Origin of the sequence: Amycolatopsis sp. NPDC005232 (assembly GCF_040607795.1) — a bacterium.
GTDB lineage: Bacteria > Actinomycetota > Actinomycetes > Mycobacteriales > Pseudonocardiaceae > Amycolatopsis.
This window is the reverse complement of the sequence record NZ_JBEXHL010000043.1, coordinates 48,812-72,313: the sequence shown is the minus strand read 5'-3', so window position 1 is coordinate 72,313 and position 23,502 is coordinate 48,812. Positions and strand designations below refer to the sequence as shown.

Genomic DNA, 23,502 nt, shown 5'->3' with positions numbered 1-23,502 from the left:
GCCCCAGGTGGCAGGCGGATCTCGGCGATGTCCGCGGGGAAGCGTGGCCCGGTGATCTGCCGCCGGCGATATCCGGTGACGGGATCACGCCACTCCGTGGCGTCGGCCATTCGGCGCACCCCCGTGACCTGCTCCCGGCCGCTGTCCGGTGCGGCATCGGCGGAGTCTCCGGCGGGGGTCAGCAAGTCGGAGATCCTGAGCTGGAAGGCCACCGCCAGCTTGCTGAGGACGATCGCGGTGGGGCAGCTCTCGGCGCGCTCGATCCGGTTGATCATCGCGCGGGACACGCCGGAGGCATCCGCGACCTTCGCCAGGGTCCACTGCCGCTGCTCCCGTTCGGCGCGGACGCGAGTTGCGATCTGCGCCACCAATGGATCTACTATATTGGACACAGCTTCTAATATACAAGAAGTACTGGATTCACGCGTTGGAGGACCCATGGAACTCGGTCTCGCACTGCCCGTTGCCGGGCCGCAGACCTCGCCGGAGACGATCGTCAAGGTCGCCCGGGAAGCCGAACGGCTCGGTTACGCCGCCTTGTGGACGTTCGAGCGTCTACTTCGCCCGCTCGAGAAGGTCGAGCTGTACGGGTCGAAGGAAATCGGCATGGTGCCGGAGTTCTACCGCTCGACGTACGAGCCGCTGGAGACACTGAGCTATGTCGCCGCCGCGACCGAGCGGATCAAGCTGGGCAGCGCGGTGATGGTGGCGCCGATGCACGTACCGGTGGTGCTCGCGCGCCGGTTCGCGACGCTGGACCAGCTCAGCGGCGGGCGGGCGATCGCCGGTCTGGGACAGGGCTGGCAGCAGCACGAGTTCGACACGGCGAACGTGCCGAGCAGCCGCAAGGGCGCCCGCACGGAGGAATTCATCGCGGCGATGCGCGCGGTGTGGGGCCCGGACCCGGTCGGCCACGAGGGCGAGTTCTACCGGATCGCGCCGTCGGAGGTGAACCCCAAGCCGGTCCAGGCCCACCTTCCGGTACTGATGGCCGCGTTCGCGCCAGCCGCCGTCAAGCGCGCCGGCCGGATCGCGGACGGCCTGATCCCGGTCGCCTCCTCGGCACAGGACCTGCGCGACACCGTGTCCGCATTCCACGACGCCGCCCGGGAGGCCGGCCGCGACCCCAAGGATCTCGCGGTGGTCAACCAGGTGCCCTGGCCGGTCCCGATCACCCGTGAACCGATCGGAGAAGGCCGACCGTTCCTCGGCGGATCGCCCCGGCAGATCGCCGAAGACCTCGCGGCCGCCCGCGAGAGCGGTGCGACCCAGGTGTACTTCTGCACCGCCCAGGGCCTCGGGCTCAACGAAGGCCTGCAGGCCGACGACGTGGACCCGTGGCTCGAGTCGCTCGGTGAGGTGATTGCGGCGGCCGACCGGCTCGGCGTCCTCGCGCCGTGAGGATCAGCACCGCCGCTGTGGCCGGGTGATGACGACGTCGAGTCGAGGCGTGGAGCACCCGGCTGGGGTGTCCGACCTCGTGGCCGAATACACCTAGTTCGTGAGCCGCGCCTTGAGCTCGGTCAGGAAGCTCTTGTCGTGGTTGCTCAGCTGGTCCAGGTCGATCTCCTCCGGGATTTCGTCCCCCGGTTCGCGGTCGAGCAGGTACTTGACCGTCTCCCTCGCCACGCAATGCGTGTCGAGGTCGGGGATCAGCAGGTCGTCGAGCACCGCGTGCGACATGGTGATCCGGTGCTGCGTGGTGTCCAGCCCGTCCTGCACGACCGCCCGGTACTCCATCGGGCCCGTGCGGGTGACCTCGACGCGTTCGCTCATCGGGCGAGTTTAACGCCCGGTAACGCGGGAAACGGTTGCGTTGAAATGCTTCCGGGTGCCCGGCCGAGGTCCGGCCGAGGCAGGCGCGGCGGTCACGATCCGGAGGCGAAGACCTGCTGAGCCCAGGTGGCGAAGGAAGTCCACCCGATCTCCGGATGGGTGGCGTGCAGCGCGGTGATGTCCACCTGGTAGCCCGGTCCGTTGAGGAACTCCCACATCGCGTGCATGTCCGGGTTGCCGATGGACTCGACGGGATACCGGTGGTGGCGCACCTCGAGGCCGACGGCGTCGCTCAGCGAGCGCGACATCTCCGCCGGTGTAGGGGCGTCGCTGGCGAGCTCGATTCGCCGGCCCGCATACTTCCCGGCGTTTACCAGCACCTCGGCCGCGAATGCGCCATGATCGGAGCGCGCGAGTTGCTGCAGCGGCCGGTCACTCGGCAACGGGAGGTCGAGTGATCCCGCGAGAATCCGTTCCTGATCACCCAGAGCGTTGTCGAAGAAGTACGTGGGCCCCAGGATCGTGTAAGGGACCCCGCTCGCACGGACCTCGGACTCCACGATCGCTTTGCTGTCGAAATGCGGGACCCCGGTCCGCTGAGCGGCACCGGCGACCGAGCTGAACACGAGGTGCGGCACGTCCGCCTCGCGCACGGCCGCGAGAATCGCCCGCCCTTGGGCTACCTCGGCCTCCACCCCCGACTCGAACGGCGTGGTCAACGCGAACACGCCTGCCACGCCGCGCATGGCGCCGGTGAGGGAAACGGCGTCCTCCAGCAAGCCGGAAACCACCTCGACACCGCGCCGGCTCAGAGCCTGTGCACCCGGGCCGGCGGGATCACGCACCAGCGCCCGCACCTCGGCACCGCGGTCCAGGAGCGCCGCGGTGACGGCACGCCCCTGCCCGCCGGTGGCGGCCAGCACCAGAATCGGACGCTCAGCCATCGCACACCCCCGTGTCAGTTGCCGACCAGCTCACGGCCGCGGCGTACGTCGTTCCCGTTCGGGCTGTCCGCCCGGAGGAACACTTTACCGTCGGTCGGTGCGGGGGTACGGCGGCTCGCGGTGAGCCGGGTCCCGCGCGCTGGAATCTCGTGGGGGGGCCTGGCCGGCAATATTTTCAGGCAGAGGTCGTCGGAGCAAAGATCGGGTTGGTCCGGCCGCGTCGGCGTTCTCCGACGGTGCCGAAGCGAGGCTTCCCGTCACCATCGCGCGCCACGGTGAGCTCGGGACCGAGGGGCGACGCACCGAAGTTCGAGCCGTCGCGGACTCTGCCGGAGGTCCCGTGTGCAGACTTTGCGGGCGGCATGGGGCTCGGCAGAATCGCCCCGTCAGCGACTCGGCCCTACCTGAGCCACGACGCTGGACGCTGACGTGCCGACTGTCCCGGACGTACGCTGCGACGCAAAGGTTCCGCCGATTCCCCCGCGCGCTTCGTTCGAGCAGCTCAAGCGGATCACCGTCGAGGAAGTGAGAGGAGTCCCTGTGGACACGACTGGTCTGCGCCCGTTGACCACCACCACCGGGCCGTTCGTGTCGGTGCACTTCGACGAATCGCACGACACCGCGGACGCCGCGAAACTGCTTCGGCTGCGGCTCAGGGAGATCGAGGCCGCGCTGACCGAGCAGGGCGCCGACGCACCGAGCGTGGCGGCGATCCTGCGCACTGTCGAGGCCGGCACACCCCCGGTCGGCCGGGCCGGGCGGAGCGTGATCGCCGCGCACGGTGAGGTCGTCGCCGACCACCGGCTCGCGGCCCCACCCGCCACCCAGGAAGTCAGGTACTCGGATCTGCCGTACTTCCTGCCCGTGATCACCCACAGTGCAGACGCCCCCGAATACCTCGTGGTACTCGTGGACCGCGTCGGCGCGAACGTCGAGGTGCACCACACCGACGGCACCACGCGCGAGGAAACCGTTCAGGGCCGCGACGACGAGGTGCACAAGGCACGCACGGGCGGCGTGGATCATCGCGATCTGCAGCACCGCATCGAAGAGACCGTGCGGCACAACCTCGAGGACGTCGCCGCGCACGTCACCAAGACCGTCGAACGCACCGGCGCCCGGCTCGTCGTGCTGGCCGGTGAGGTCCAGTCGCGAGCCGAGCTGCAGGACCTGCTGCCGGCAGCGGTCCGCGAGATCACCGCAGAGACAGACGCCGGCGGTCGCGCACCGGGCGCCAACCGAGCCGAACTCGACGAGCGGATCCACGAGCTGATCGGCACCAGGCACCTCGCCGAGCTGGACGACCTCGCCGAGCGCGTCCGGGCCGAACTCGGTCGTCGGTCCGGACGCGCCGTGTGCGGGCTGGAGGGGGTCACCGGCGCGCTGGCCGAGGCGAACGTGGCGACCCTGCTGGTCGGCGCCCCGGGTGACCTCGAGGTGCTGACCGGTCCCGAGCCCGCTCAGCTCGGAGTAACCGAATCCCGGCTGGCAGCGCTCGGTGCCCCGGCCCCCACCCGGCACCGGGCCGACGAGGCCTTGCCGTTCGCGGCGGTGGCCGTGGGGGCCGACGTGGTGGTGATGGACGAGCGGATCGACCTCCCCGACGGGTTCGCCGCACTACTCCGCCACTCCACGCGTTCTCCGGAGTAAGCGGCAACCCCGTATCCCGCCGGATGCACTGCCCCCCGAGCGCGAGCTGCACCGCTCAGCCGCTCTCGGGGACGGCGCGGATGTGAGGTGCTACAGCGTTTCGGGCGCCGGAGGAAGCCGGACTGAATCGGCGGCGTACAGACGTTGCGCGACTTCGAGAGGGCCCGCCGGGCGCGAACGCTCGCGCGACTGCTGCAGTCGCTCTTCGTACCCGGTGAACCGCGGCTTGCGGGGCCGCCGTTTTGCTCGACGGATCTCCTCATCGCTGAGGTGCGTGGCCGCCATTTCACGCAAGACTTCGCGCATCGCGTCGAGGACCTCGCCTGTGCTGCGCGGAGACTTTCGCCAGTCGACCCCGACGTAGTGGTCGTTGACCAACAGGTGGTTGACCGACAACGGCGGCTTGCGCGGGGGCAGCGCCTGAGCTGCAAAGTCCCGGGACCGGTGACCGAAGTCATCACCTTCGCGCACCGAGATGCCAGGCCGAAGGGGGATGAGGGCGCCAGCCTGGCGAAGCCCGAAAAGCCTGACACTCGTGTCTGGCCAGAAGGTCCAGGCCAAGATCCTTAGCCACCACCTATGGGGCATGCTCGTCGAGATTGCTGGGCACGAGGACGCCAGGCATGTCGGCCTCGATAGACATGATCCAGCAGTTCTCCCCGGCCATGAGCAGCCATGACGAACTGGCCAGATTGAGCCGTGCAGCATCCGCCAAATGGTGTTCATCACCAAGCGGGGTCGGCGTTACGAAATGATCACCGGCCGCGCACGCGGCCCGGCTGCGGTAACAACCGCGGGACCAGCGACGACTTGATGGTGTGCCCAACGAGGACTCGATCGACGAGATGCTGATGCGGCTACTTGTCGCGTGGCGCCAAGACGTCGACGCCGAGCCTTTCGCGGCGTCCCCGGAGAGCGCGACGATGCGCCACCTCAGGTTTGTCGAGCCGTGCGCCGCGGCCCACGCCGGTCTGCCTGGGTTCGCGAGCCACCTGGTCAGACTGATGACCTGCGATCTTCCCGCCGCGGATGGCCCGGCGGAATTGGGCTCACGCCAGGCGCGCCGGTGCCCACAGGCCCGGCCTTCGGTGTGTACGGCTATCACGCACACGACCTCCCCGCGTTGGGATCGTCCCCACGGCGCGCCGGCGAGCACTCCGGCAAGTCGGTATTCGTGGTGCGGCCGATGGAAACCTCGATCTGCCTGGCGGCGGTACGGTTTGAGTTCTACGCAGGGGAACCCACTGAAGTTCGCGCGTGGTGTTGTGGCGGGAGATGGTTCGGGTGATGGACGGACGCCTTGTCGACACATTCGTCGAGCTGGCGGACACGCTGACGGATGACTTCGACGTCATCGACTTCCTGCACCTGCTCGCGGCGCGCAGCGTCGAGCTGCTGCCTGTCGACGCTGCAGGTCTATTGGTCGTTGACAACCAAGGGCAGCTGCGCCTCGTCGCCAGCTCCAGTGAGCAGGTGCGATTGCTGGAGCTCGTCGAGCACCAATACGACGAGGGCCCCTGCCTCGACGCTTTCCGCCTCCGGCACGCCGTGACAGTCGCCGACCTCAACTGCGATGCCGAGACCTGGCCATCGTTCGCGACGACCGCGATCGACCAGGGCTTTCGCGCAGTGCACGCCTTCCCCATGTGCCTGCGGTCCGAAGTCATCGGCGCCCTCAACCTGTTCTCCACAGGGCCGGGCGAACTCGCGCCCGAGGACGTACGGGTCGCGCGCGGCATGGTCGACGTCGCCACGATCGGCCTGCTGCAAGCGCGCACGATCCAGCGGCATGAGGTGCTGGTCGAACAATTGCAGACCGCGTTGAGCAGCCGCGTGGTGATCGAACAGGCGAAGGGCTTCATCGCCAACAGTCTCGGCCTCGCGATGGACGAGGCGTTCGCCGTGCTGCGGCGCTTCGCGCGCTCGCACAGCCGCAAGCTCAGCCTGGTGGCCACCGACGTCGTGAACCGGTCCGACACCATCCAGGAGCTGTTCGACAACCCGCCCGCACGCTAACTTGCGCCGCTCGGAGCAACCTCCCCAATATGGTTCGGGACTGGCGTGGAGTGTTCCTTTCCGGCCCTGGGCGGACGGAGGTTCGGGTCCGACAGGTGCTGAGGGGCGCCGTTGTCCTGGGAATTGATGTCACGGTGGATCGATCCTCTCGTTCATGACTGCGGAGTCCGAAACCGGATTCAGTGCCTGGCACCGAACCTCGGTGCGTACGCCCGGGCGCACGGCGCAGCTGGTTGCCCTGTGAGCCGCACGGAGCGGCGTGCCGGGTTTGGAGCGCGGGCGAAGCGGCGCCGGTCCGCGGTAGCGGCTGAAATCAGGTGGCGTCCGGGTCAACCGGGGGCCGTTCACCCGGCTTCAGCGGTGTTCTGGCGGTGGTGACCGGGTCCCTGGGCGAGGTGGCGGTGGCAGCAGTTGACGGTGGTCCGGTGAATGCTTCGTCGAGCAGGTAACGCCCGAGGGCAGTCTTCGGGTCGAACGTGCGCAGCGTTTGCAATTCCTGGAGTGGTTTGCGCAGCTGTTGGAACTCCGGGCCGAGCTCGGCGCGGAGCTGATCCTGGGCGCCCGCGGCGAAGCCACGGATCGTGTGGATGGTCCGCGCGAGCCAACGGGCGGTCTCGGGCAGCCGCTCGGGGCCGAGGATGAACAGTGCGGCGCCGAGCAGCACCAGCAGGTGATCCAGGCTGAGACCGACCATGCCACGCTCCTTCACACCCGCCGCAACCCATCACGGAGCCAGCTTTCCCACCATCGTAGGCAAAATCGGGGCTGCGGAGGAACCTGATCCATTGACCCCATTGTGCTGACCGGTTGCAAGGCCGCATGCGCGCGTCGCAGTCAGCGGCCGACTCGATAGCAATCAACACCAGGCGTGCCTGATTTATCCCATCGGTGCGGTTGGCTGATGACATGCCCGGCGCCGACGACTCCCCCTTTCACAGCCCTCCCCCGGCCAATGTGATCGGCGCCGCCACTGAACGGATCAAGAGACACGACCGGCGCCATCCGCCGCCGACCGCTTACACCAGCGCGACCAACCAGTTCACCACTGACGCAGGAACGCGGCTGTCGCAACACGCGACGTCACTAGCGGTTAGTAGGCCTTCTTCTCAGCCGTCGCCGACCAACTCGGCTCACGTCAACCTCGTGTTGCCGCGGGGACGGGCGCAGCCCGCCGCAGAGGGCTGCGCAACGATACAGATCGATCCTGTGGCGACAGTGCAGGTAGCGCTACAACCGCCGTCGAAAGTTCTGACCGTTGACTTCCCTGCGTCCGATACTAAGCTGTAGTGAACGCTGCAGACATGATCGGATGGCGTAGTGATCTCTACTGCCCAGTCCGCGTCACGTCCGAAGACTGTCCACTGTGGATAGGATTGAGCACACGAGGGCGGATCGTCATGACCACTACGGACCCCCCAGGATCTCTCGAGGAACGGGTTGCCGCTCGCCACGAGGACCTGACCGCCACCGAGCTCAAGGTCGCACACTACCTCGCGCGCCATCCAGACGAAGTGGCGTTCACCTCGGCGGAAGCACTCGGCCGGGCCACAGAAACCAGTGACGCCACGGTGATCCGCACTGTCAAAGCCCTGGGCTACACAGGGCTTCCGGCCCTCAAGCGGATCCTGCAGGAACAGGTACGCGAACACCTCACCCCGGCCGGACGGCTGGGCCGCCGCGTGGACGTCGTGGGCTCCGACCCCGACGACCTGCTGTCGAAGGTGTTCGCCGAGAGCATCCACCTCCTGCGGGAGGCCCAGCGCTCGATTCGTCCCGACCAGTTCGCCGCCGCAGTGAACGCGCTCACTACGGCGCGCGAAGTGGTGGTGATGGGCACGGGTGCGCTGGGCATGCTCGGGCGGTACCTGACGCTCCGGCTCACCCGCCTCGGCTACCGCGCTCGCGATGCCCTGACGTCGGGTTTCCTCCTCGCCGACGATCTACTCAGGCTCACCGACCGCGACGTCGTCGTTCTCGTTGTGCACGAGAAGATCACCGTGGAAATCGACGTCGCGCTGGACCACGCACGAGAAGTGGGCGCGAAGGTTCTCCTGGTCACGGACACCTTGGGAGAAGCCCTGCGCGACCGGGTGACGATCGTGCTCGCCACTCCTTCCGGTAGCTCGCAGATGTACAAGATGCAGACCACCACACTCGCCCTGTTCGAGGCGCTCACCCTGGCGATCGCAGCGCAGGAGCAGGAGCCGGCACTGCACGCCATGGCGCTGATGAACCGGTTGCGCGACGAACTCCGGTACGGCCAGGACCACTGAACCGGCAGTGCCCCGCACGAACGAACGCGACCGGCCCGAGTGCGACACTCATTCCGCTCTTGCCGCACGTGGAGTATCCGCATGAGCGCTGAGCTCACAGCAAGACTTAAGCCTCGCGTGCGCGTCACGAGGGCGACACCCACCGCCGGCGAGGGTCACCCAGCCGCACCCAAGACATCTCCGGGATGTACGCCACCTACTTCCTGAGCACTGGCGAACCACCCCCGGGAACGTCGCGGCCGGACAGGTATCCGGCTCAATCAAGGGCCAGTGACGGCGCCGCGCCGACCTCCGGATTCGACGGATCCCAGACCCGAATCCGAGACCACGTCTGGTTCTCGAGCCAGCCCCGGCAGAGGAACGCCCGGCGTCGGCTGAATCGCACTCGTCCAGTCGGGTAGTAGTTGCTACAGTCTCTGGCAGACACTGTAGCATTCCCAACAGCACCGATCCGGCCTGACAGCCACGGTGGTATCCGACCACTGTGGACAGTCCTGACCACAACCGCCCCGGCCAAGAGTCATCGATGGGCCAGCTCGAGCCCGCAGCCGAACACCACATCGGAACCCGTTGACAACCACTCGAAGGTGTAACTAACGTCTGATTGAAACATCTGTTACATCTCGCAGCTCGACCCGACATCGGAAGGAGAGCCGTGTGAATGCGGCAACCTGGGGGCTAATGATCGCGACCTTCGTCGCGTGTTTCGTGGAGATGGTCGAAGCCACGACCATCGTGATGGCGATGGGCTTCACCCGGAACTGGCGCTCGGCGATGGCTGGTACGGCCGCAGCTCTCGCCCTGCTGGCCGTCGTCACCTTGGCCGCCGGCTACGCGCTGGCGACGTGGTTGCCGGAATCCGCGCTCCAGCTGGCGATCGGCGGTCTGTTGCTGATCTTCGGGCTGCAGTGGCTTCGCAAGGCGATCCTGCGCTCCTCGGGGCGCAAGGCGGTGCACGACGAAGACGCGATCTATGCGGATGAAGTCGCGGCTGCCAAGGCTGCCGGCTCGGCACGCGGCGGCCTTGACATGTTCGGGTTCATGGTGTCGTTCAAGGGAGTCTTCCTCGAAGGCATGGAGGTGGTCTTCATCGTGATCACCTTCGGCCTGAACGCGAACAACATCCCCGCCGCCAGCCTCGGCGCAGTCGCCGCGGTGGTCATCGTGCTCGCGCTGGCCGTGGCGCTCAAGCGACCGCTGTCGATGATCAACGAGAATCTCCTGAAGTACGGTGTCGGCCTGCTGCTTGCCTCGTTCGGCACCTACTGGGCGGTCGAAGGGATCGGCATCTTCCGCGGCGGACACGAAAGCCTGCAGTGGCCCGGTAGCGATCTCGCGATCATCGGTCTCCTGGTCGTGTGGTTCCTGCTGAGCCGGATCTTCGTCTCGGCCCTGCGAACCCCGCGCTCCCCCTCCCCCGCCGTCACCACTCCCCACGAGGTCGCGAAATGAAATTCCTGAAGGCCTTCGGAAAGTTCTGGTATGACTTCATCGTCGGCGACGACTGGAAGATCGCCGTCGCGGTCGTGATCGCGCTGGCAATCCTGCTCGGCGCGGTCGGCGGGCAGCTGTTCGGCGACGCAGGCCTGGCCGTCCTCGGTGCGGTGCTGATCGTGGCGGGGTTCGCGATCAGCCTGGTCATCGACGTCCGGCCTAAAACAAAGCCCTAGGGGAGCTAGGGGCTGCAGTGCAGCCGGGTGAACGCAGGGCACCCGGCTGCACTGCAGCATTTTGCGCTTTCAGTCCTGATCGGACACCGTGCGTTCGTAGACGTCGGCCTCGAACTGCTCGAGCAGTTGTTCGCATTCGGCGACCTTCGCGCGCGCGAGCTCACGCCCCTCGGCCTTCATCCAGTCGCGGTCCTCCACCCGGTCCAGCCACCGCCGGAGCTTCTCCAGATCCTGCCGGATCTCGTCGGCTTCCTCGAAGGTGAAGTTCGCGCGGAACCGCTCGAACTCGATTTCCTTGAAGAACTTGGTCTCACACTCCTCCACGATCTCCGCGTAGTCCTTTTCGGACTGGGCACGGAAGCCGTTGACGAACTGCTCCCGAACGTCATCGTCGACCTCGGTCAGCGTGAGGAAGATGCTGGAGCCGTCGAGTTCGTCGATCCGCTTGCGCACCTTCTCGAGGCCGGCGCGCAGATCACCCTGGTCAGGCAGCACGCACACCGCCTGCTGCACGTAGAACCCGCCCATCCGCTTCAGATCACGCCACACAGCCACTCGGGCACGAGAAGGCTGACTCGGCACCCGGTAGATCAGCATGAGCCACGGCCCATCGGCGGGATCCCGGTCCTCCGTACTGCGCTGCGCTGGCATGTGCCCAGGTTAACCGAATGCGCGCGCCCAACCCTTTCTCTGCCTGGTTCACTGCCCATTCAACGGATTCGGGTTCCTCGTGCGGTAACCTGGCGTAGGCATCGTTACAGAAAGGGGGCGCGACTCGTTATGTCCGCTACGAAGCGGCCGAAGGACGTCCCGGCGTCCCTGGACGAGCGGGTTGTGGCCCGGCAAGACGCTCTCAGCGCCTCCGAGCGGCGCGTCGCGCGCTACCTCGCCGACCACCCTGACGAAGTCGCGTTCGCGTCGGCTGACGCCCTGGGGCGGGCCACCGAGACCAGCGACGCCACGGTCATCCGCACGGTCAAGGCCCTGGGCTACCACGGACTTCCCGCGCTCAAGAAGATCCTCCAGCAGACGGTGAAAGACCGGCTCACCCCTGTGGGTCGGCTCGGCCGCAGCCTCGATGAACTGGGTGACGACCCGGAAGCCGTGCTATCACGGGTGCTCACTGAAAGCATCGAACTGCTCGAGGACGCGCGGCGCACGATCCGCCCCGACAGCTTTGCGGCCGCGGTCAAGCTCATCGGCGAAGCCCGGGAGATCGTGGTACTCGGCTACGGCGGCCTCGGCGTGCTGGGCAGCTACCTCGCCCTGCGGCTGGTGCGTCTGCGGCTTCGGGCGCGCTCCGCGATGACGTCGGGTTTCCTTCTGGCCGACGAGCTCCTCAGCCTCAACGAAAACGATGTGGTCATCGTGGTCGCGCACCAGGTCGTCTCGACCGAGATCGACGTTGCCCTCACGCACGCCCACGAAGTCGGCGCTCGGGTCATCCTCGTCACCGACATGCTCGCCGAGGCGTTGGCCGACCGCGTGTCGCTGACCCTGACCACACCGATCGGGAACTCGCAGCTCTTCAGCGTGCAGGCTACGACACTGGCGCTGTTCGACGCGTTGATTCTCGCGATCGCCGCCCGCGAGCGGGAGCCGGCCCTGCTGGCGATGGCGCTGATGAACCGGCTGCGCGGAGAACTACGCGGGGAGAGCGACCCTCCGGCTGAGCCGAAGCCGCCCCGCCGCCGCAACGGATCCCGGCGCGCGTAGCGACCTCGCCCTCCCCGCGTGGTCTGCGATCAGCACGTGCCGTGGACCACAGCTCGGCCCGGCGCCGGCCGCGACGCGCGCTCGCTGCGCACCGGGATGCACATCGGCTTGCCGCTCACCGGATGATCCATGACATGTGACTCAACACCGAACACATCCTGGATGAGGCTCTGGGTGAACACGTCCCGGGGCGGGCCTTCGGTGATGAGCGTGCCGTCGCGCATCACGAACACGTGGTCGGCGTACTCCGCGGCCATGTTGAAGTCGTGAAGGACCATCGCGACCGTCGTGCCGTGGTCGTGGTTGAGGTCGGCCAGGAGGTCGAGCACCTCGAGCTGGTAGGCGACGTCGAGGTAGGTGGTGGGTTCGTCGAGCAGCAGGATCTCGGTTTCCTGCGCGAGGCAGACCGCGATCCACACCCGCTGGCGCTGCCCGCCGGAGAGCTGATCGACGTGCGCATCGCGGATGTCAGCGACGCGGGTGACGGCCAACGCCCATTCCACCGCCTCGCGGTCCTTCTCAGTCGGCACCTTCAACGACGTCCGGTGCGGGTGCCGGCCGAACCACACGAGGTCCTCGATCGAGATGCCTTCCGGAGCCGTCAGTACCTGCGGGAGGATCGCCAGCTTCCGCGCCACCTCCTTCGTCGGCATCTGGTGGATCGACTTGCCGTCGAGGACCACCTGCCCCGATTTCGGAGGCAACAGCCGGGCGAGCGCCCGCATCGCCGTGCTCTTCCCGCATCCGTTCGGTCCGATCAGGACACTGACCTGCCCGTCCGGGATCTGCAACGAGAGGTTCTCCGCGATCGTGCGGTCCGCGTACGCCAGGTCGACGCTCTGCGTCTGAAGCCGCATCACAGTTCTCCTACTTTCCGAGCTTGACGAGCAGATAGAGGAAGTACGGCCCGCCGATGACGGCCGTCACGAGTCCGGCGGGAATCTCCAGCGGCGCGGCGATCCCGCGGCCGATCGAGTCGGCGACGATCATCAGGAGCACTCCGACCATCGCGGCGGCCAGCAAGGAAGTGAAGTTGCGCCCGCCGACGAGCCGACGGGCGATGTGCGGTGCGATCAAGCCGACGAAACCGATGGTTCCCGACACGGCGACGCAGGCGCTGGCGAGCGCGACTCCCAGCAGCAGGAGGAGCCTCCGGGTCCGCTCGACCGGCTCTCCGAGGCCCGCGGCCATGTCGTCGCCGAGCCCGAGCACGTCAAGCCGGCGAGCCAGCACGAGCACGATCGGCACGAGCACGAGGATCCACGGCGCGGCGAGTCCGACGGAGTTCATGCTGCGCCCGAAGAGGCTGCCGGTGAGCCAGATCAGCGAGGAGTTCACGTCGAGCGGATACTTGGTGAGCAGGAACCTGATGACCGATTCGAACACCGCGCTCACCGCGATGCCGACCAACGCGAGCCGCACCGGCGACGCGCCCCGGCGGTAGGCGAACAGGTACACCAGGCCGGCACCGACCAGTCCCCCGACAAACGCTACCGGTGGCACCAGCGCCGCGGACATCGTGGGGAACGTCAGTGAGAGCACCATCCCCGCGACGCCGGCACCCTTCGTGACGCCGATGATGTCCGGCGCGGCCAACGGATTGCGAACCACTCCCTGCATCACCCCGCCCGAGACAGCGAGGCCGATGCCGACCAGCCAGCACAGCAGCACGCGGGGCAACTGGAAGTCGAGGACGATGCCGGCGGCGTCGCTGCTGCGGTCGCCCACGAGCGCTGCGAACACCTGGGACATCGAGATCGGCGTGGCTCCGATCGCCAGGCTGGCGACGCTCGCCACCACGGCGAGTCCGGCCATGCCGCCGATCAGGACACGAGGATTGCGCACGGTCGCCGATGCCGAGCGCACCGGCCGCGCGGACGCAGCGTTAACAGTCACAGTGCCGCCTTCTGCCGACGAGCGAGGTAGATGAAGATCGGGGCGCCGATCAACGCCGACACGACGCCGCTCGGCACTTCGTACGGCGGGTTGATGAACCGCGAGGCGATGTCGGCGAACACGGTCAGCGCGGCTCCCAGGACCACGCACAGCGGGAGCACCATCGCATAACTCGACCCGACGAACCGTCGCACGATGTGCGGCACGATCAGGCCGACAAACGCGATCGGCCCCGCGACCGCCACCGAGGCGCCGGACAGCACGATCACGACGCCGGCGCCGATGGCCCGGGTGCGTTCAACGTTCTGGCCGAGCCCACGAGCCATGTCCTCACCCAGCGCCAGCAGGTTCATCGCCCGGGCCATCGCCATGGCCGCCGCGAGCCCCAGCACGGTCCACGGCAAGACGGTGCGCACCGAATCCCAGTTGGCGAAGTTCACCCCACCGACCAGCCAGAACAGGACACGCTGAGCGTCGTTCTCGTGGAAGATCACCAGCACCTGCGTCAGCGAGACGAGCAACGTGCTCGCCGTGACGCCCGCCAACGTCAGCCGGACCGGGCTCACTCGCCCGGCCCCCATTCCGGCCAGCACCATCACCGCGATGCCCGCTGCGGCGGCACCGACGAAGGCCAGCACGACGGAGGGCGCGCCGAGAAGCGAAGGGACCATTGTGGTCGCCGCGACCACGACGACCGCGGCGCCGGAGTTCACCCCCATGATGTCCGGCGCAGCGAGCGGGTTCGTCGTGATGCCCTGCATCAGCGCGCCCGAGACAGCCAGGTTCGCGCCCACGAGAACCGCCAGGAGAACTCTCGGCATCCGGACGACCCGGACGATCGCCTCCTCCGGGCTGTCGCCGGCGAACAACGACCGCAACACCGTCGACCACGGGATCGGCTGGCTGCCGAGGGACAGCGCCCACAGCACGCCGATCACGAGGATTCCGAAGACGATCACCGCCACGGCCGCCACGTGGCGGCGCTTCAGCCGCCGCCCGACCTCGGCCGTCGCGGCGGGCTTGCCCACTTGCTCGACCCGCGCGGTCATGAGGCACCGGCCAGCTTCTGGACCGCCTCGGCAGCGATTTGCTCGGCGGCGATCAGCCCGCGCGCGCGGGACCACAGGTTCTGGTTGACCATGAAGACGGCGTTCTTCCGCACCGCCGGGATGGTGTCCCACAGCGCCGTCGTCTTCCACTGGTCGATCAGCAGTTTTCCCGGGTGGGGTGCCACGATGATCACGTCCGGCTTCAGTGATACCAGCGTCTCGAGGCTCACCGACACATGGAAGTCGTCTCCCTTGTCCGGCAAGGGGGAAGCGAGCCCGAGCGCGGACAGCACCCCGGGCGCGAAGCCCCGCGGGGTGTAACCGGTGACGCCGGTTTCGGTCCCGATGGCGAAGAGGATCTTGCGGGTGTCGCCGGGTGGGATCTTCGCCTTGAGCTGATTCATGACCTGGGTGTGGTGGTCGAGCACGGTCTTCATCTGATCGCATTTGCCGGCTGCCTCGGCGATGAGCTTCTCGCTGTTGATCGTCTCCTGGTAGCCGGCCGAATCGCTGCTCACCGCGATCGTCGGTGCGATCTTCGACAGCTGGGAGTAGATCGCGGAGTGCTCCTGCGAATCGGCGATGATGAGGTCCGGTTTCAGCGAGGTGATCACCTGGAGATTCGGCGATGCTCGCAGACCGAGCGGTGTGTACTTCCCGACCTTGTCGCGCAACGCAGGAATGAGGACACCCGGATTGTTGTCGTCCGCCACCCCCACCGGCCGGAGTCCGAGGTTCACGATCGCGTCGATGAACGACAGCTCGAGCACGGCGATCCGGTGCGGGGCGCCGGAGACGGTGGTGGTTCCCAGGTCGTGCTTGATGACCCGGGTCTGCTTGCCGCACTCGGCGTTGTTCACGTCGGCGGCGACCACGGAAGGTGCCTGCCCGGCAGACGAGGGGTCGCCGCTACCGACGCCGCCGGCGGTCCCGCAGCCGACCACCAGCGCCGCCGCGGTCAGCAGCGCACCGGTCAGGCGTAACGACTTGCACAGCTTGAGGATGGGAGACATCGTGAGCTCCTCGGGCAAACTGAGGCGAGCCGGGCAGTCCCGGCCGCAAATCCGAATCGAAACCAGCGCAGGGCAAATTCGGCCCCGCAGTTGTTACCTGCGTTTGACACACGCGTATTTCCGGAGTAAACCTGCGTTGCGCAGGCTCACTCCGTCCAAAAGTCGGCACTCAGCGAGTGGTGATCAATTCTGTGATCATCTTTTCTCCCTGAGCCGCGGCGAACCGCCAATCGGCAGTGGACGTCGATTTGGTGTGGTCTCCGTCTCAAAGGTTTGATGTACTGTAGGATCTGCTACAGCGCACGTCAATAGCCGTTCTCGTCGAGTATCGGCAGCCTTCCGATCCGCCTTGTGCTACGGGCACTTTCCCGACCCCGACCCGTCGGTAGCGAACGCTACAAGCAACGCTCCGTGGTCGCCGCCAAGTCTCGTAGTGGATACAACATCCATTGTGATCACCTGTAGCGAGTGCTACCGTCGAAGTGTCCGAAGCCGATGTCCCGGACAGTCCCCCATCCCCTCGGAGGTCTTCGAGTTGTCCACTCAGTTCAGCGCGTCGTGGGTGATCCGGTGATGCGCGACATCGCAGAAGCCGTCCTCGGTTTGCTCCCCCGAGCAGTGAGTTATGGAGATGTGCGCGTGCTGCACCGCACGCACGAATTGGTCCTCGCCGAACGCAACGGTCCCGGCGACCTCGCCCGCGAAGAGTCCACCGGGCTCGGCGTGCGGGTGATCGTCGACGGGCAGTGGGGTTTCGCCGCCACACACCGCCTCGATCGCGCCGGCCTCGCCGAAGTCGTCGGCCGAGCCGTCGCCCAAGCCCTGGCCGTCGGCCCGGGTCCGCGCATCGACCTCGGCGAACCGGTGACGACCCGCACCCGCTGGCAGTCGCCGATGGTCATCGACCCGTTCCGCGTGCCGGTGTCGGCCAAGGTCGACCTGCTCGCCGCCGCAGTGGCGGAAGCCGAGACAGCCGGCCCTCTGGTGCAGAAGGTCGAAGCGTCGATGGACTTCTTCCGCGACGACAAGGTTTTCGCCAACACCGAAGGCGCTCTGATCGAACAGACACTGACCGAGAGCGGCGCCGGCCTGGTCGTGTACGCCGGCGACGGCGACGACATCCAGCGCCGGTCGTTCCCGCAAGCGGTTCCGCGCACCATCCGCGGCCAGCGCGGTGACTTCGCCACCGCCGGCTACGAACACATCGAGTCACTACGGCTCGTCGAGGAGGGGGCCAGGGTCGGTGCGGAGGCGGTGGCGCTGCTGTCCGCACCGCAGTGTCCTGACGAGACGACCACGCTGATCGTGACCGGTTCCCAGATGGCGCTGCTTTTGCACGAATGCGCCGGGCACCCCATGGAGGCCGACCGCGCGCTCGGGTCGGAGGTCAGCCTCGCGGGAGGTACCTACGCATCGCCCGAACGGCGGGGTTCCTTCCGGTACGGCTCACCCATCGTCAACGTCTTCGCCGACGCCACGATCCCCGGCGCGCTAGGTTCGTTCGGCTACGACGACGAGGGTGTCCAGGCACAACGCACTCAGCTCATCACCGACGGCGTTTTCATGGGCTACCTCTCCGGCCGCGAATCCGCCGCCGCTATGGGTGAACAGTCCACCGGTGCGGCCCGCGCCGACGGATGGCAGCGGCTTCCCTTGGTGCGCATGACTAATCTCTGCCTCGAACCCGGTGATTCCTCGCTCGAGGAGATGATCGCGGGCACCGATCGCGGAGTGCTCGTCGACATGACCAAGAGCGTGTCCATCGACGACATGCGGCTCAACTTCCGCCTCGGCGCCGAGGTCGGGTGGGAGATCCGCGACGGCAAACTCGGCCGGTTGCTCAAGAACTGCTCGTACACCGGGGTGACGCCACAGTTCTGGGCCGAGTGCGACGCCCTCGCCGGTCCCGACGAGTGGAAGGTGCACGGCATCCCCTCCTGCAACAAGGGCGAACCCCTCCAGGTCGCCCACGTCGGCCACGGCACCGTACCGGCTCGTTTCCGCAACGTGAGGGTGGGAACCAAATGACGATCGACAGCTCGCAAGTCCAAGCCGCGCTGGAGTGCTTCGGTACCGGCGCGCGGCTCGAAGTGTCTGAAGAGAAGGTCGGGCTGTTGCGATACGCCCGGTCTCGCGTCACCGCGCAGCACAGCGAACAGCGGATGCGCGTGCGCATCCGCCTCGAACGAGACGGCCGGATCGTGATCGGCGCGCTCGAGTCGCTGGAGCGGGACGCGGTGCGGGCGCTGGCCGACCACCTCAACCACGAGCTCACCGCGCTGCCCGCCGGTCAGCCGCAGAAGCAGACCGGAACGGCGTACGCCGGCGAGCCGACAAAACCCGAGGTCAGCGAGGCGACGCGGCAGGCCGAGGCCGCCGAGCGCTTCGCCTGGTTCGACACGGTCCGCAAGGGGCTCGACGACAAGGCGCAGCTCGGCGGGTCGATCCGACACGAAGTCATCGACCGTGTGGTGGCCGACGACAGCGGGCTGTTCCGTGAGGAGACGCTTACCAAGGCATCGCTGCAAGCCATCGCCGATCACGATGGGCACTCGGCCAGCGTGCGCCGCGTTCACCGCGATGCGGCTCAGATCCGCGTCGACGACGTGGCGGAACGACTCCTCGCCTCGCTCGCGCCACTCCCGACACGCGAGCCCTTCAGCGGGCAATGCCGGGTCGTGTTCCGCCCACAAGCGACCATCCCGCTGTTGGCCACCTACGGCTACGCCGCGCTCGGTGCCGCCGGGTTCGCGGAGAACAGGACTGCCGCCGCCGGCCGGCTCGCCTCGCCGATCACCAGTGACCTGATCACCGTCGTCGACGACGGCGGCGATCCCGACGGGCTGCCCAGCGGTTTCGACGTGGAGGGAAGCCCCCGCGTGCGCACACCGCTGATCACCAAAGGCACGCTCGCGGGCGTGGTGTCCAACCTCGAGCACGCCGGTGTCACCGGCGGCGTCTCGACCGGTCACGGCGTCCCGTTCGGCTGGCGATTCGGGGCCGAACCCGCTCCCTCGCACCTGCTCATGGCCGCGGGAGACAAGTCGGAAGAGGACCTGCTGGCCGGTTGCGACGAGGGCCTGCTTGTCAGCCGGCTCGACTACCTCCGCGTGCTGCACCCCAAGGACACCCTCGTCACCGGCACCACGCGGGATGCGACGTACTGGGTCAAAGACGGGAAGATCGTGGCCTGGCATCCACCGGTCCGGTTGACGTTTCGCATGGACGAGGTGCTCGACCACATCGTCGCCGTCGGGGCCGAACGTGAACGAGGCGAGCAGACGTTCATGGAAAGCATCACGGCGCCCTCGCTGCTCGTGGACGCAGGGCCGTTCCGCCTCTAGCTCCACACTTCGGAGCACAGGGCGGCCGTAGGCGGTCCGCCCAGTGGTCCCGGCGCGCCGACCTGTGCCGGGACCACTGGGCGTGCGGCGCCTACCGGTGGATGCGGTCAGCTCAGCAACCCGCCGCCGAACCAATCGCGTGCGTCGCGGACGACGGCAAGGTGAAGTGGGAGCCGCCGAAGGAGCCCAAGTAATCGGCCACCGGTTGGCCGGTGAGGCGGTGTTGCACGGTTCGAACCGCGCGGCGAGGTTCTGTTGGTAGCAGCAGAAGACCAGTCCGGCGTCGAGTTCGCCGGCGGATGCGAAGCCATGGTCGTAGCTCTGGGGGCGCCGCAGCAGCGTGCTGCCGGCAGACCCCGGCGTGCATGGGCTGGCGAGCCGGAAGCGGGAGTCGATCGGATGACCGTGCCGTCGGGATCGCGGTGGTTGTCCGCCGCGCCGGTCTCCGCTGAACCGTCCAACGCCAAGATCGGGTTCGACTACGTCCGCTCCCCTGGTCGACGACCACAACTGGCTGGCGTACTGCGAGATCCTCCCAGCCGATACGGGCCTGGCCGGCGAAGTGGGTGATTGCCCGGACGAGGGACCGCGGAGAGTAGACCTGCGGGCGGCACGGTCTTGACCCAGGTAGCCTTTGCCGCCGGCGTCGAACCCGGGATTGTGAAGACGTAGACGTCGACGCCGCGTTGGAGACCGCAGGCGAAGCCATCGAACTGGTTCCCCTCCCCGTCGATCTGCGTGAGCGGAATCACGACAGGGCGACCAGGGCGGCTCCACAATGGATCCGCACGTCCGTGAGAGATCCGTGAATTTTTTACTAGGCGCTAACTCGCACCCATCCGGCGTCTAATCCGGACTCCTCTAGCGTCTCACACGTCGTGACGCGATGTCGCGCTCCGTGAACATTCTCCTGGGCACGGACTTGCCCGTTGCCGATCTCCTTGCCACCACAGCGAACGGATCACAAGACCACATGACCTCGCACCGTGAACTCGCACGGGACAACCGGCTCCTCAACAAGGTTCCCGAAGTCACCGTCTATTTCTGGATCGTCAAGGTCCTCTGCACGACGGTCGGTGAATCCGCGGCCGACTTCCTGAACGTGAACCTGAACTTCGGCCTGAGCGGGGTTTCCCTCGTCACTGGTGCCGTGCTGATCGTCGCCATGATCTTCCAATTCACCGCGCGGCGATATGTGCCTGCCCGGTACTGGCTGGCCGTCGCGCTGGTCAGCGTGTTCGGCACGCTGGTGACCGACAACCTCACCGACAGTGTCGGTGTGCCGCTGGAAACGAGCACGCTTGTTTTCGGCGTTCTGCTCGCTGCCACCTTCGCGACCTGGTACGCGGCGGAGAAAACACTGTCCATCCACTCCATCGACACCAAGCGGCGCGAGGCGTTCTACTGGCTCGCGATCCTCTTCACCTTCGCGCTCGGGACTGCCACCGGTGATCTCATGGCCGAGGTGCTCGGACTCGGGTATCTGGTGACCGGGGGGATCGTCGCGGCACTGATCGCGGTCCTCGCGATCGGGTGGCGGTTCGGGTTGCACCCGGTCCTGGCGTTCTGGTTCATCTACGTCCTCACGCGACCGCTCGGTGCGTCGATCGGCGACTACCTCGCCCAGTCGCCGGCACAGGGTGGTCTCGGCCTCGGCACCACGATGACGAGCCTGATCTTCGTCATCGGCATCCTCGCTGTCGTCACCTACCTCTCGCTGACGAAAACCGACGTGACCCCGCACGGCTCACAAGCCGACGAGACCGTTGCGCGAGGCGGTCTCTGGCAAACGGGTGTGGTGATCGTCGTGGTGCTCGCCGCCGCGGGAACGGGCTACTCACTCCGGAAGTCCGCGCTCCAGGCCCCCACCTCGACCCCCGTCGCCGCCCAGCCCGGTTCACCCACCGGCCCCGCGTCGCCACTCGGCGACCTGTCAGCGTTTCGCACCATCACCCAGGACACCCTGAGCAAGCTCGACGCCGGCGACCAGTCCGGCGCGACCAGCCGCGTCGACGACCTGGAAACCGGTTGGGACAACGCAGAAGCACGCCTCAAGCCGAGGGACGACGCCGCTTGGACCACGATCGACGGCAAGATCGACACCGTCCTTCGCCAACTGCGCGCGACGAGCCCGAACCCGGCCACAGAAAAGCCCGCCCTCACCGCGCTGCTGACTGCTCTCGCGTGAATGGTTCACCGAGTGGCATCGCAGCCACGGACTCGGCCGACGCTGTGCGACTTCTGGCGTACGAGCTACGCCAGAAGTCGCACCTCGACGGCCCTCGGATCGTCCGGTAGAAGGTCGCCCGGTTACGGCACCCGGTCCTAGGGTTCGGCCACATCAGGCCGGAAAGGACCAGAAAGCCCATGATCGAAGCTCGCGCAGTGTCCAAACGCTACGGTGACAGGACAGCCGTAGACGATCTCACGTTCACGGTGAAACCCGGCGTAGTGACAGGGTTCCTCGGCCCGAACGGAGCGGGCAAATCCACCACGATCCGGATGATCATGGGCTTGGACGCACCCACGTCCGGCTCGGTGACGGTCAACGGCAAGGCGCTGCGCCGGCACGCCGCGCCGCTGCACGAGGTCGGTGCGCTGCTGGAGGCCAAAGCGGTCCACACGGGACGCTCCGCCTACAACCACCTGCTCGCGCTCGCCCTGAGCACCGGCATCCCGCGCCGCCGCGTTGACGAGGTCATCGAGCTCGTCGGGCTGGGCGACGTCGCCCGCAAGCGCGTCGGCGGGTTCTCCCTCGGGATGGGCCAGCGTCTCGGCGTCGCGGCCGCGCTGCTCGGTGATCCCGCGACTCTCGTGCTGGACGAGCCGGTCAACGGCCTCGACCCGCAGGGCATTCTGTGGATCCGGAGACTGCTGCGCGGTTTGGCCGCCGAAGGCCGGACCGTTTTCGTCTCTTCGCACCTGATGAGCGAGATGGCCCTGACCGCTGAGCACTTGATCGTGATCGGCAAGGGCAAGCTCATTGCCGACACATCGGTCGAAGAGTTCATCCAGCGCGCGTCAAGCCGGGTTGTACGGGTACGCACTGCGGAGTCCGAGCGTCTGCGCGATCTGCTCGCCGGGTCGGGTGTCGCGGTCACGAGCCTGGCACCCGGGCTGCTGGAGGTCAGCGGGCTGGACGGCGCCGAAATCGGGCGGGTCGCCTGCCGCGAAGCCATCGCGCTCGAAGAACTCACACCGGTCCAGGCGTCCCTGGAACAGGCGTTCATGGAACTCACCGACGACGCTCTCGAATACCGGGTCACCCCCGTCGACCAGGAAAGGTCCGCGTCATGACAACCACCACCGCGCCGACGACCAGCGGCAGCGCGCCAGCACCCGGCGCCGCGCTGCCGGACGACCTCAAGGTGACCCCCGCCCGGGTGCTGCGCTCCGAATGGCTGAAGTTCCGCTCAGTCCGTTCATCGCCGCTGGCTGTGACCGTCGCCGTGATCGGGATGATCGCCCTCGGCTGGATCTTCTCCGCCGCCGACGCGAGCCGCTGGCCGACGATGCGCCCGCAGGCCAAGGCTCATTTCGACCCGACCGACGTCAGCATCCGCGGTTACGTCCTCGCGCAGCTGGTGATCGGTGTTCTGGGTGTGCTCATCGTCTCCGGCGAGTACGGCACCGGGATGATCCGCGCGACCTTCTCGGCCGTTCCGACCCGGACTCCGGTGCTGTGGGCGAAGCTCGTCATCTTCGCCCTCGTGTCGTTCGTCGTGGGCACGGTCAGCTCGTTCGCCGCGTTCCTCGGCGGGCAAGCGTTCCTGAGCTCCCAGCACATCGAGACGACGCTCTCGGCGCCCGGCGTGTTCCGAGCCGTGTTCGGTGTCGGTCTCTACCTCACCGTGGTGGGCATGCTCGGCGTCGCGCTGGGCTGGCTGATCCGGCACACCGCCGGCGCCATCGCCACCCTGTTCGGCCTGCTGCTGGTGCTGCCCGGGATCGCCGAGGCACTGCCCGACAGCTGGGCCCCGCACATCGTGCCGTACCTGCCGAGCAATGCCGGGCAGGCCCTGCTCACGGTCCAGCAAGACCCGGCCGCGCTCGCGCCGTGGACCGGTTTCGCAGTCTTCTGCATCTACGTTGCGGTCGCGCTCGTGGCCGCGGTCGTCCTGCTCGAACGCCGTGACGCCTGAGCGGTGAGGGATG

The 23,502-nt window shown here is 67.4% G+C and carries 22 protein-coding genes and 1 pseudogene; 12 read left to right on the top strand and 11 right to left on the bottom strand.

Annotated features, from left to right (window positions below):
- On the bottom strand, window positions 1–368 hold a 368-nt coding region (locus tag ABZU76_RS45220), incomplete at its 3' end, for a helix-turn-helix domain-containing protein (RefSeq protein ID WP_354882686.1).
- 70 nt (window positions 369–438) lie between these two features.
- On the opposite strand from ABZU76_RS45220, the gene ABZU76_RS45215 reads away from it, so the two are divergent.
- Window positions 439–1,401 carry a TIGR03619 family F420-dependent LLM class oxidoreductase gene (locus ABZU76_RS45215; RefSeq protein WP_354882683.1) on the top strand — a complete coding sequence of 321 codons (963 nt, stop codon included), beginning with the start codon at window positions 439–441 and terminating at the stop codon, window positions 1,399–1,401.
- A gap of 93 nt (window positions 1,402–1,494) precedes the next feature.
- On the opposite strand, the gene ABZU76_RS45210 is transcribed toward ABZU76_RS45215, so the two are convergent.
- Window positions 1,495–1,776, bottom strand: coding sequence for a hypothetical protein (locus tag ABZU76_RS45210; protein ID WP_354882680.1), 282 nt, complete (start codon window positions 1,774–1,776; stop codon window positions 1,495–1,497).
- Between the two features lie 92 nt (window positions 1,777–1,868).
- Window positions 1,869–2,720: an NmrA/HSCARG family protein gene (locus ABZU76_RS45205; protein ID WP_354882677.1), complete on the bottom strand. Its 852-nt coding sequence runs from the start codon at window positions 2,718–2,720 to the stop codon at window positions 1,869–1,871.
- 540 nt (window positions 2,721–3,260) lie between these two features.
- On the opposite strand from ABZU76_RS45205, the gene ABZU76_RS45200 reads away from it, so the two are divergent.
- Complete coding sequence (locus ABZU76_RS45200; RefSeq protein WP_354882675.1) at window positions 3,261–4,370, top strand: Vms1/Ankzf1 family peptidyl-tRNA hydrolase; 1,110 nt, start codon at window positions 3,261–3,263, stop codon at window positions 4,368–4,370.
- 90 nt (window positions 4,371–4,460) lie between these two features.
- On the opposite strand, the gene ABZU76_RS45195 is transcribed toward ABZU76_RS45200, so the two are convergent.
- Window positions 4,461–4,931: a hypothetical protein gene (locus ABZU76_RS45195; protein WP_354882672.1), complete on the bottom strand. Its 471-nt coding sequence runs from the start codon at window positions 4,929–4,931 to the stop codon at window positions 4,461–4,463.
- Between the two features lie 696 nt (window positions 4,932–5,627).
- Between ABZU76_RS45195 and ABZU76_RS45190 the strand changes: the two genes are divergently transcribed.
- Window positions 5,628–6,386 carry a GAF and ANTAR domain-containing protein gene (locus ABZU76_RS45190; protein ID WP_354882670.1) on the top strand — a complete coding sequence of 253 codons (759 nt, stop codon included), beginning with the start codon at window positions 5,628–5,630 and terminating at the stop codon, window positions 6,384–6,386.
- Between the two features lie 313 nt (window positions 6,387–6,699).
- On the opposite strand, the gene ABZU76_RS45185 is transcribed toward ABZU76_RS45190, so the two are convergent.
- Window positions 6,700–7,080 carry a twin-arginine translocase TatA/TatE family subunit gene (locus ABZU76_RS45185; RefSeq protein WP_354882667.1) on the bottom strand — a complete coding sequence of 127 codons (381 nt, stop codon included), beginning with the start codon at window positions 7,078–7,080 and terminating at the stop codon, window positions 6,700–6,702.
- A gap of 703 nt (window positions 7,081–7,783) precedes the next feature.
- On the opposite strand from ABZU76_RS45185, the gene ABZU76_RS45180 reads away from it, so the two are divergent.
- The 3 genes from ABZU76_RS45180 (at window position 7,784) to ABZU76_RS45170 (ending at window position 10,329) form a co-directional block, all read left to right on the top strand.
- The gene (locus ABZU76_RS45180; protein ID WP_354882664.1) at window positions 7,784–8,659 is read left to right on the top strand and encodes a MurR/RpiR family transcriptional regulator; all 876 of its coding nucleotides are present in this window, start codon (window positions 7,784–7,786) and stop codon (window positions 8,657–8,659) included.
- 657 nt (window positions 8,660–9,316) lie between these two features.
- Window positions 9,317–10,111 (top strand): hypothetical protein, encoded by a 795-nt coding sequence (locus ABZU76_RS45175; RefSeq protein ID WP_354882661.1) that lies wholly within the window; start codon window positions 9,317–9,319, stop codon window positions 10,109–10,111.
- Complete coding sequence (locus ABZU76_RS45170; RefSeq protein ID WP_354882658.1) at window positions 10,108–10,329, top strand: hypothetical protein; 222 nt, start codon at window positions 10,108–10,110, stop codon at window positions 10,327–10,329. The genes ABZU76_RS45175 and ABZU76_RS45170 overlap by 4 nt, the downstream gene beginning before the upstream one ends.
- 69 nt (window positions 10,330–10,398) lie before the next feature.
- Here ABZU76_RS45170 and ABZU76_RS45165 read toward each other — a convergent pair whose 3' ends face one another.
- Window positions 10,399–10,980 (bottom strand): Chromate resistance protein ChrB, encoded by a 582-nt coding sequence (locus tag ABZU76_RS45165; RefSeq protein ID WP_354882655.1) that lies wholly within the window; start codon window positions 10,978–10,980, stop codon window positions 10,399–10,401.
- A 129-nt stretch (window positions 10,981–11,109) separates the two neighbouring features.
- Here ABZU76_RS45165 and ABZU76_RS45160 point away from each other — a divergent pair, with 129 nt between their 5' ends.
- The gene (locus tag ABZU76_RS45160) at window positions 11,110–12,045 is read left to right on the top strand and encodes a MurR/RpiR family transcriptional regulator (RefSeq protein WP_354882652.1); all 936 of its coding nucleotides are present in this window, start codon (window positions 11,110–11,112) and stop codon (window positions 12,043–12,045) included.
- A gap of 29 nt (window positions 12,046–12,074) precedes the next feature.
- On the opposite strand, the gene ABZU76_RS45155 is transcribed toward ABZU76_RS45160, so the two are convergent.
- From ABZU76_RS45155 to ABZU76_RS45140, 4 genes are read right to left on the bottom strand one after another with little or no spacing between them, the layout of a single operon-like run.
- Entirely contained in the window at window positions 12,075–12,902 is an 828-nt protein-coding gene (locus ABZU76_RS45155) for an ABC transporter ATP-binding protein (protein WP_354882649.1), read from the bottom strand.
- 10 nt (window positions 12,903–12,912) lie between these two features.
- Window positions 12,913–13,941, bottom strand: coding sequence for an iron ABC transporter permease (locus ABZU76_RS45150; protein WP_354882646.1), 1,029 nt, complete (start codon window positions 13,939–13,941; stop codon window positions 12,913–12,915).
- A complete protein-coding gene (locus tag ABZU76_RS45145) occupies window positions 13,938–14,990 on the bottom strand; it encodes an iron ABC transporter permease (RefSeq protein WP_354882643.1) in 1,053 nt (350 codons plus the stop codon). The genes ABZU76_RS45150 and ABZU76_RS45145 overlap by 4 nt, the downstream gene beginning before the upstream one ends.
- The gene (locus ABZU76_RS45140) at window positions 14,987–16,003 is read right to left on the bottom strand and encodes a Fe(3+) dicitrate ABC transporter substrate-binding protein (RefSeq protein WP_354882640.1); all 1,017 of its coding nucleotides are present in this window, start codon (window positions 16,001–16,003) and stop codon (window positions 14,987–14,989) included. The genes ABZU76_RS45145 and ABZU76_RS45140 overlap by 4 nt, the downstream gene beginning before the upstream one ends.
- Window positions 16,004–16,576: 573 nt before the next feature.
- Here ABZU76_RS45140 and ABZU76_RS45135 point away from each other — a divergent pair.
- Window positions 16,577–18,031: a TldD/PmbA family protein gene (locus tag ABZU76_RS45135; protein ID WP_354882637.1), complete on the top strand. Its 1,455-nt coding sequence runs from the start codon at window positions 16,577–16,579 to the stop codon at window positions 18,029–18,031.
- Complete coding sequence (locus ABZU76_RS45130; RefSeq protein ID WP_354882634.1) at window positions 18,028–19,347, top strand: metallopeptidase TldD-related protein; 1,320 nt, start codon at window positions 18,028–18,030, stop codon at window positions 19,345–19,347. The genes ABZU76_RS45135 and ABZU76_RS45130 overlap by 4 nt, the downstream gene beginning before the upstream one ends.
- Before the next feature lie 240 nt (window positions 19,348–19,587).
- Here the strand turns inward: ABZU76_RS45130 and ABZU76_RS45125 are convergent.
- A pseudogene (locus tag ABZU76_RS45125) lies at window positions 19,588–20,124 on the bottom strand (hypothetical protein); the annotation flags it as partial.
- Window positions 20,125–20,320: 196 nt separating this feature from the next.
- Here ABZU76_RS45125 and ABZU76_RS45120 point away from each other — a divergent pair.
- The 3 genes from ABZU76_RS45120 to ABZU76_RS45110 all read left to right on the top strand — a co-directional run bounded on the left by ABZU76_RS45120 (window position 20,321) and on the right by ABZU76_RS45110 (window position 23,489).
- On the top strand, window positions 20,321–21,535 hold the full coding sequence (locus ABZU76_RS45120) for a hypothetical protein (RefSeq protein ID WP_354882631.1): 1,215 nt from the start codon (window positions 20,321–20,323) through the stop codon (window positions 21,533–21,535).
- Between the two features lie 179 nt (window positions 21,536–21,714).
- Window positions 21,715–22,644 (top strand): ABC transporter ATP-binding protein, encoded by a 930-nt coding sequence (locus ABZU76_RS45115; RefSeq protein WP_354882628.1) that lies wholly within the window; start codon window positions 21,715–21,717, stop codon window positions 22,642–22,644.
- Window positions 22,641–23,489: an ABC transporter permease subunit gene (locus ABZU76_RS45110; RefSeq protein ID WP_354882625.1), complete on the top strand. Its 849-nt coding sequence runs from the start codon at window positions 22,641–22,643 to the stop codon at window positions 23,487–23,489. The genes ABZU76_RS45115 and ABZU76_RS45110 overlap by 4 nt, the downstream gene beginning before the upstream one ends.
- Window positions 23,490–23,502 lie beyond the last annotated feature (13 nt).

Excerpts from the sequence above, each read along its gene's own strand:
- ABZU76_RS45215 (WP_354882683.1), top strand. The coding sequence starts at position 439 with ATGGAACTCGGTCTCGCACTGCCCGTTGCCGGGCCGCAGACCTCGCCG.
- ABZU76_RS45210 (WP_354882680.1), bottom strand. The coding sequence starts at position 1,776 with ATGAGCGAACGCGTCGAGGTCACCCGCACGGGCCCGATGGAGTACCGG.
- ABZU76_RS45205 (WP_354882677.1), bottom strand. The coding sequence starts at position 2,720 with ATGGCTGAGCGTCCGATTCTGGTGCTGGCCGCCACCGGCGGGCAGGGG.
- ABZU76_RS45185 (WP_354882667.1), bottom strand. The coding sequence starts at position 7,080 with ATGGTCGGTCTCAGCCTGGATCACCTGCTGGTGCTGCTCGGCGCCGCA.
- ABZU76_RS45180 (WP_354882664.1), top strand. The coding sequence starts at position 7,784 with ATGACCACTACGGACCCCCCAGGATCTCTCGAGGAACGGGTTGCCGCT.
- ABZU76_RS45170 (WP_354882658.1), top strand. The coding sequence starts at position 10,108 with ATGAAATTCCTGAAGGCCTTCGGAAAGTTCTGGTATGACTTCATCGTC.
- ABZU76_RS45165 (WP_354882655.1), bottom strand. The coding sequence starts at position 10,980 with ATGCCAGCGCAGCGCAGTACGGAGGACCGGGATCCCGCCGATGGGCCG.
- ABZU76_RS45160 (WP_354882652.1), top strand. The coding sequence starts at position 11,110 with ATGTCCGCTACGAAGCGGCCGAAGGACGTCCCGGCGTCCCTGGACGAG.
- ABZU76_RS45155 (WP_354882649.1), bottom strand. The coding sequence starts at position 12,902 with ATGCGGCTTCAGACGCAGAGCGTCGACCTGGCGTACGCGGACCGCACG.
- ABZU76_RS45145 (WP_354882643.1), bottom strand. The coding sequence starts at position 14,990 with ATGACCGCGCGGGTCGAGCAAGTGGGCAAGCCCGCCGCGACGGCCGAG.
- ABZU76_RS45140 (WP_354882640.1), bottom strand. The coding sequence starts at position 16,003 with ATGTCTCCCATCCTCAAGCTGTGCAAGTCGTTACGCCTGACCGGTGCG.
- ABZU76_RS45135 (WP_354882637.1), top strand. The coding sequence starts at position 16,577 with ATGCGCGACATCGCAGAAGCCGTCCTCGGTTTGCTCCCCCGAGCAGTG.
- ABZU76_RS45130 (WP_354882634.1), top strand. The coding sequence starts at position 18,028 with ATGACGATCGACAGCTCGCAAGTCCAAGCCGCGCTGGAGTGCTTCGGT.
- ABZU76_RS45120 (WP_354882631.1), top strand. The coding sequence starts at position 20,321 with ATGACCTCGCACCGTGAACTCGCACGGGACAACCGGCTCCTCAACAAG.
- ABZU76_RS45115 (WP_354882628.1), top strand. The coding sequence starts at position 21,715 with ATGATCGAAGCTCGCGCAGTGTCCAAACGCTACGGTGACAGGACAGCC.
- ABZU76_RS45110 (WP_354882625.1), top strand. The coding sequence starts at position 22,641 with ATGACAACCACCACCGCGCCGACGACCAGCGGCAGCGCGCCAGCACCC.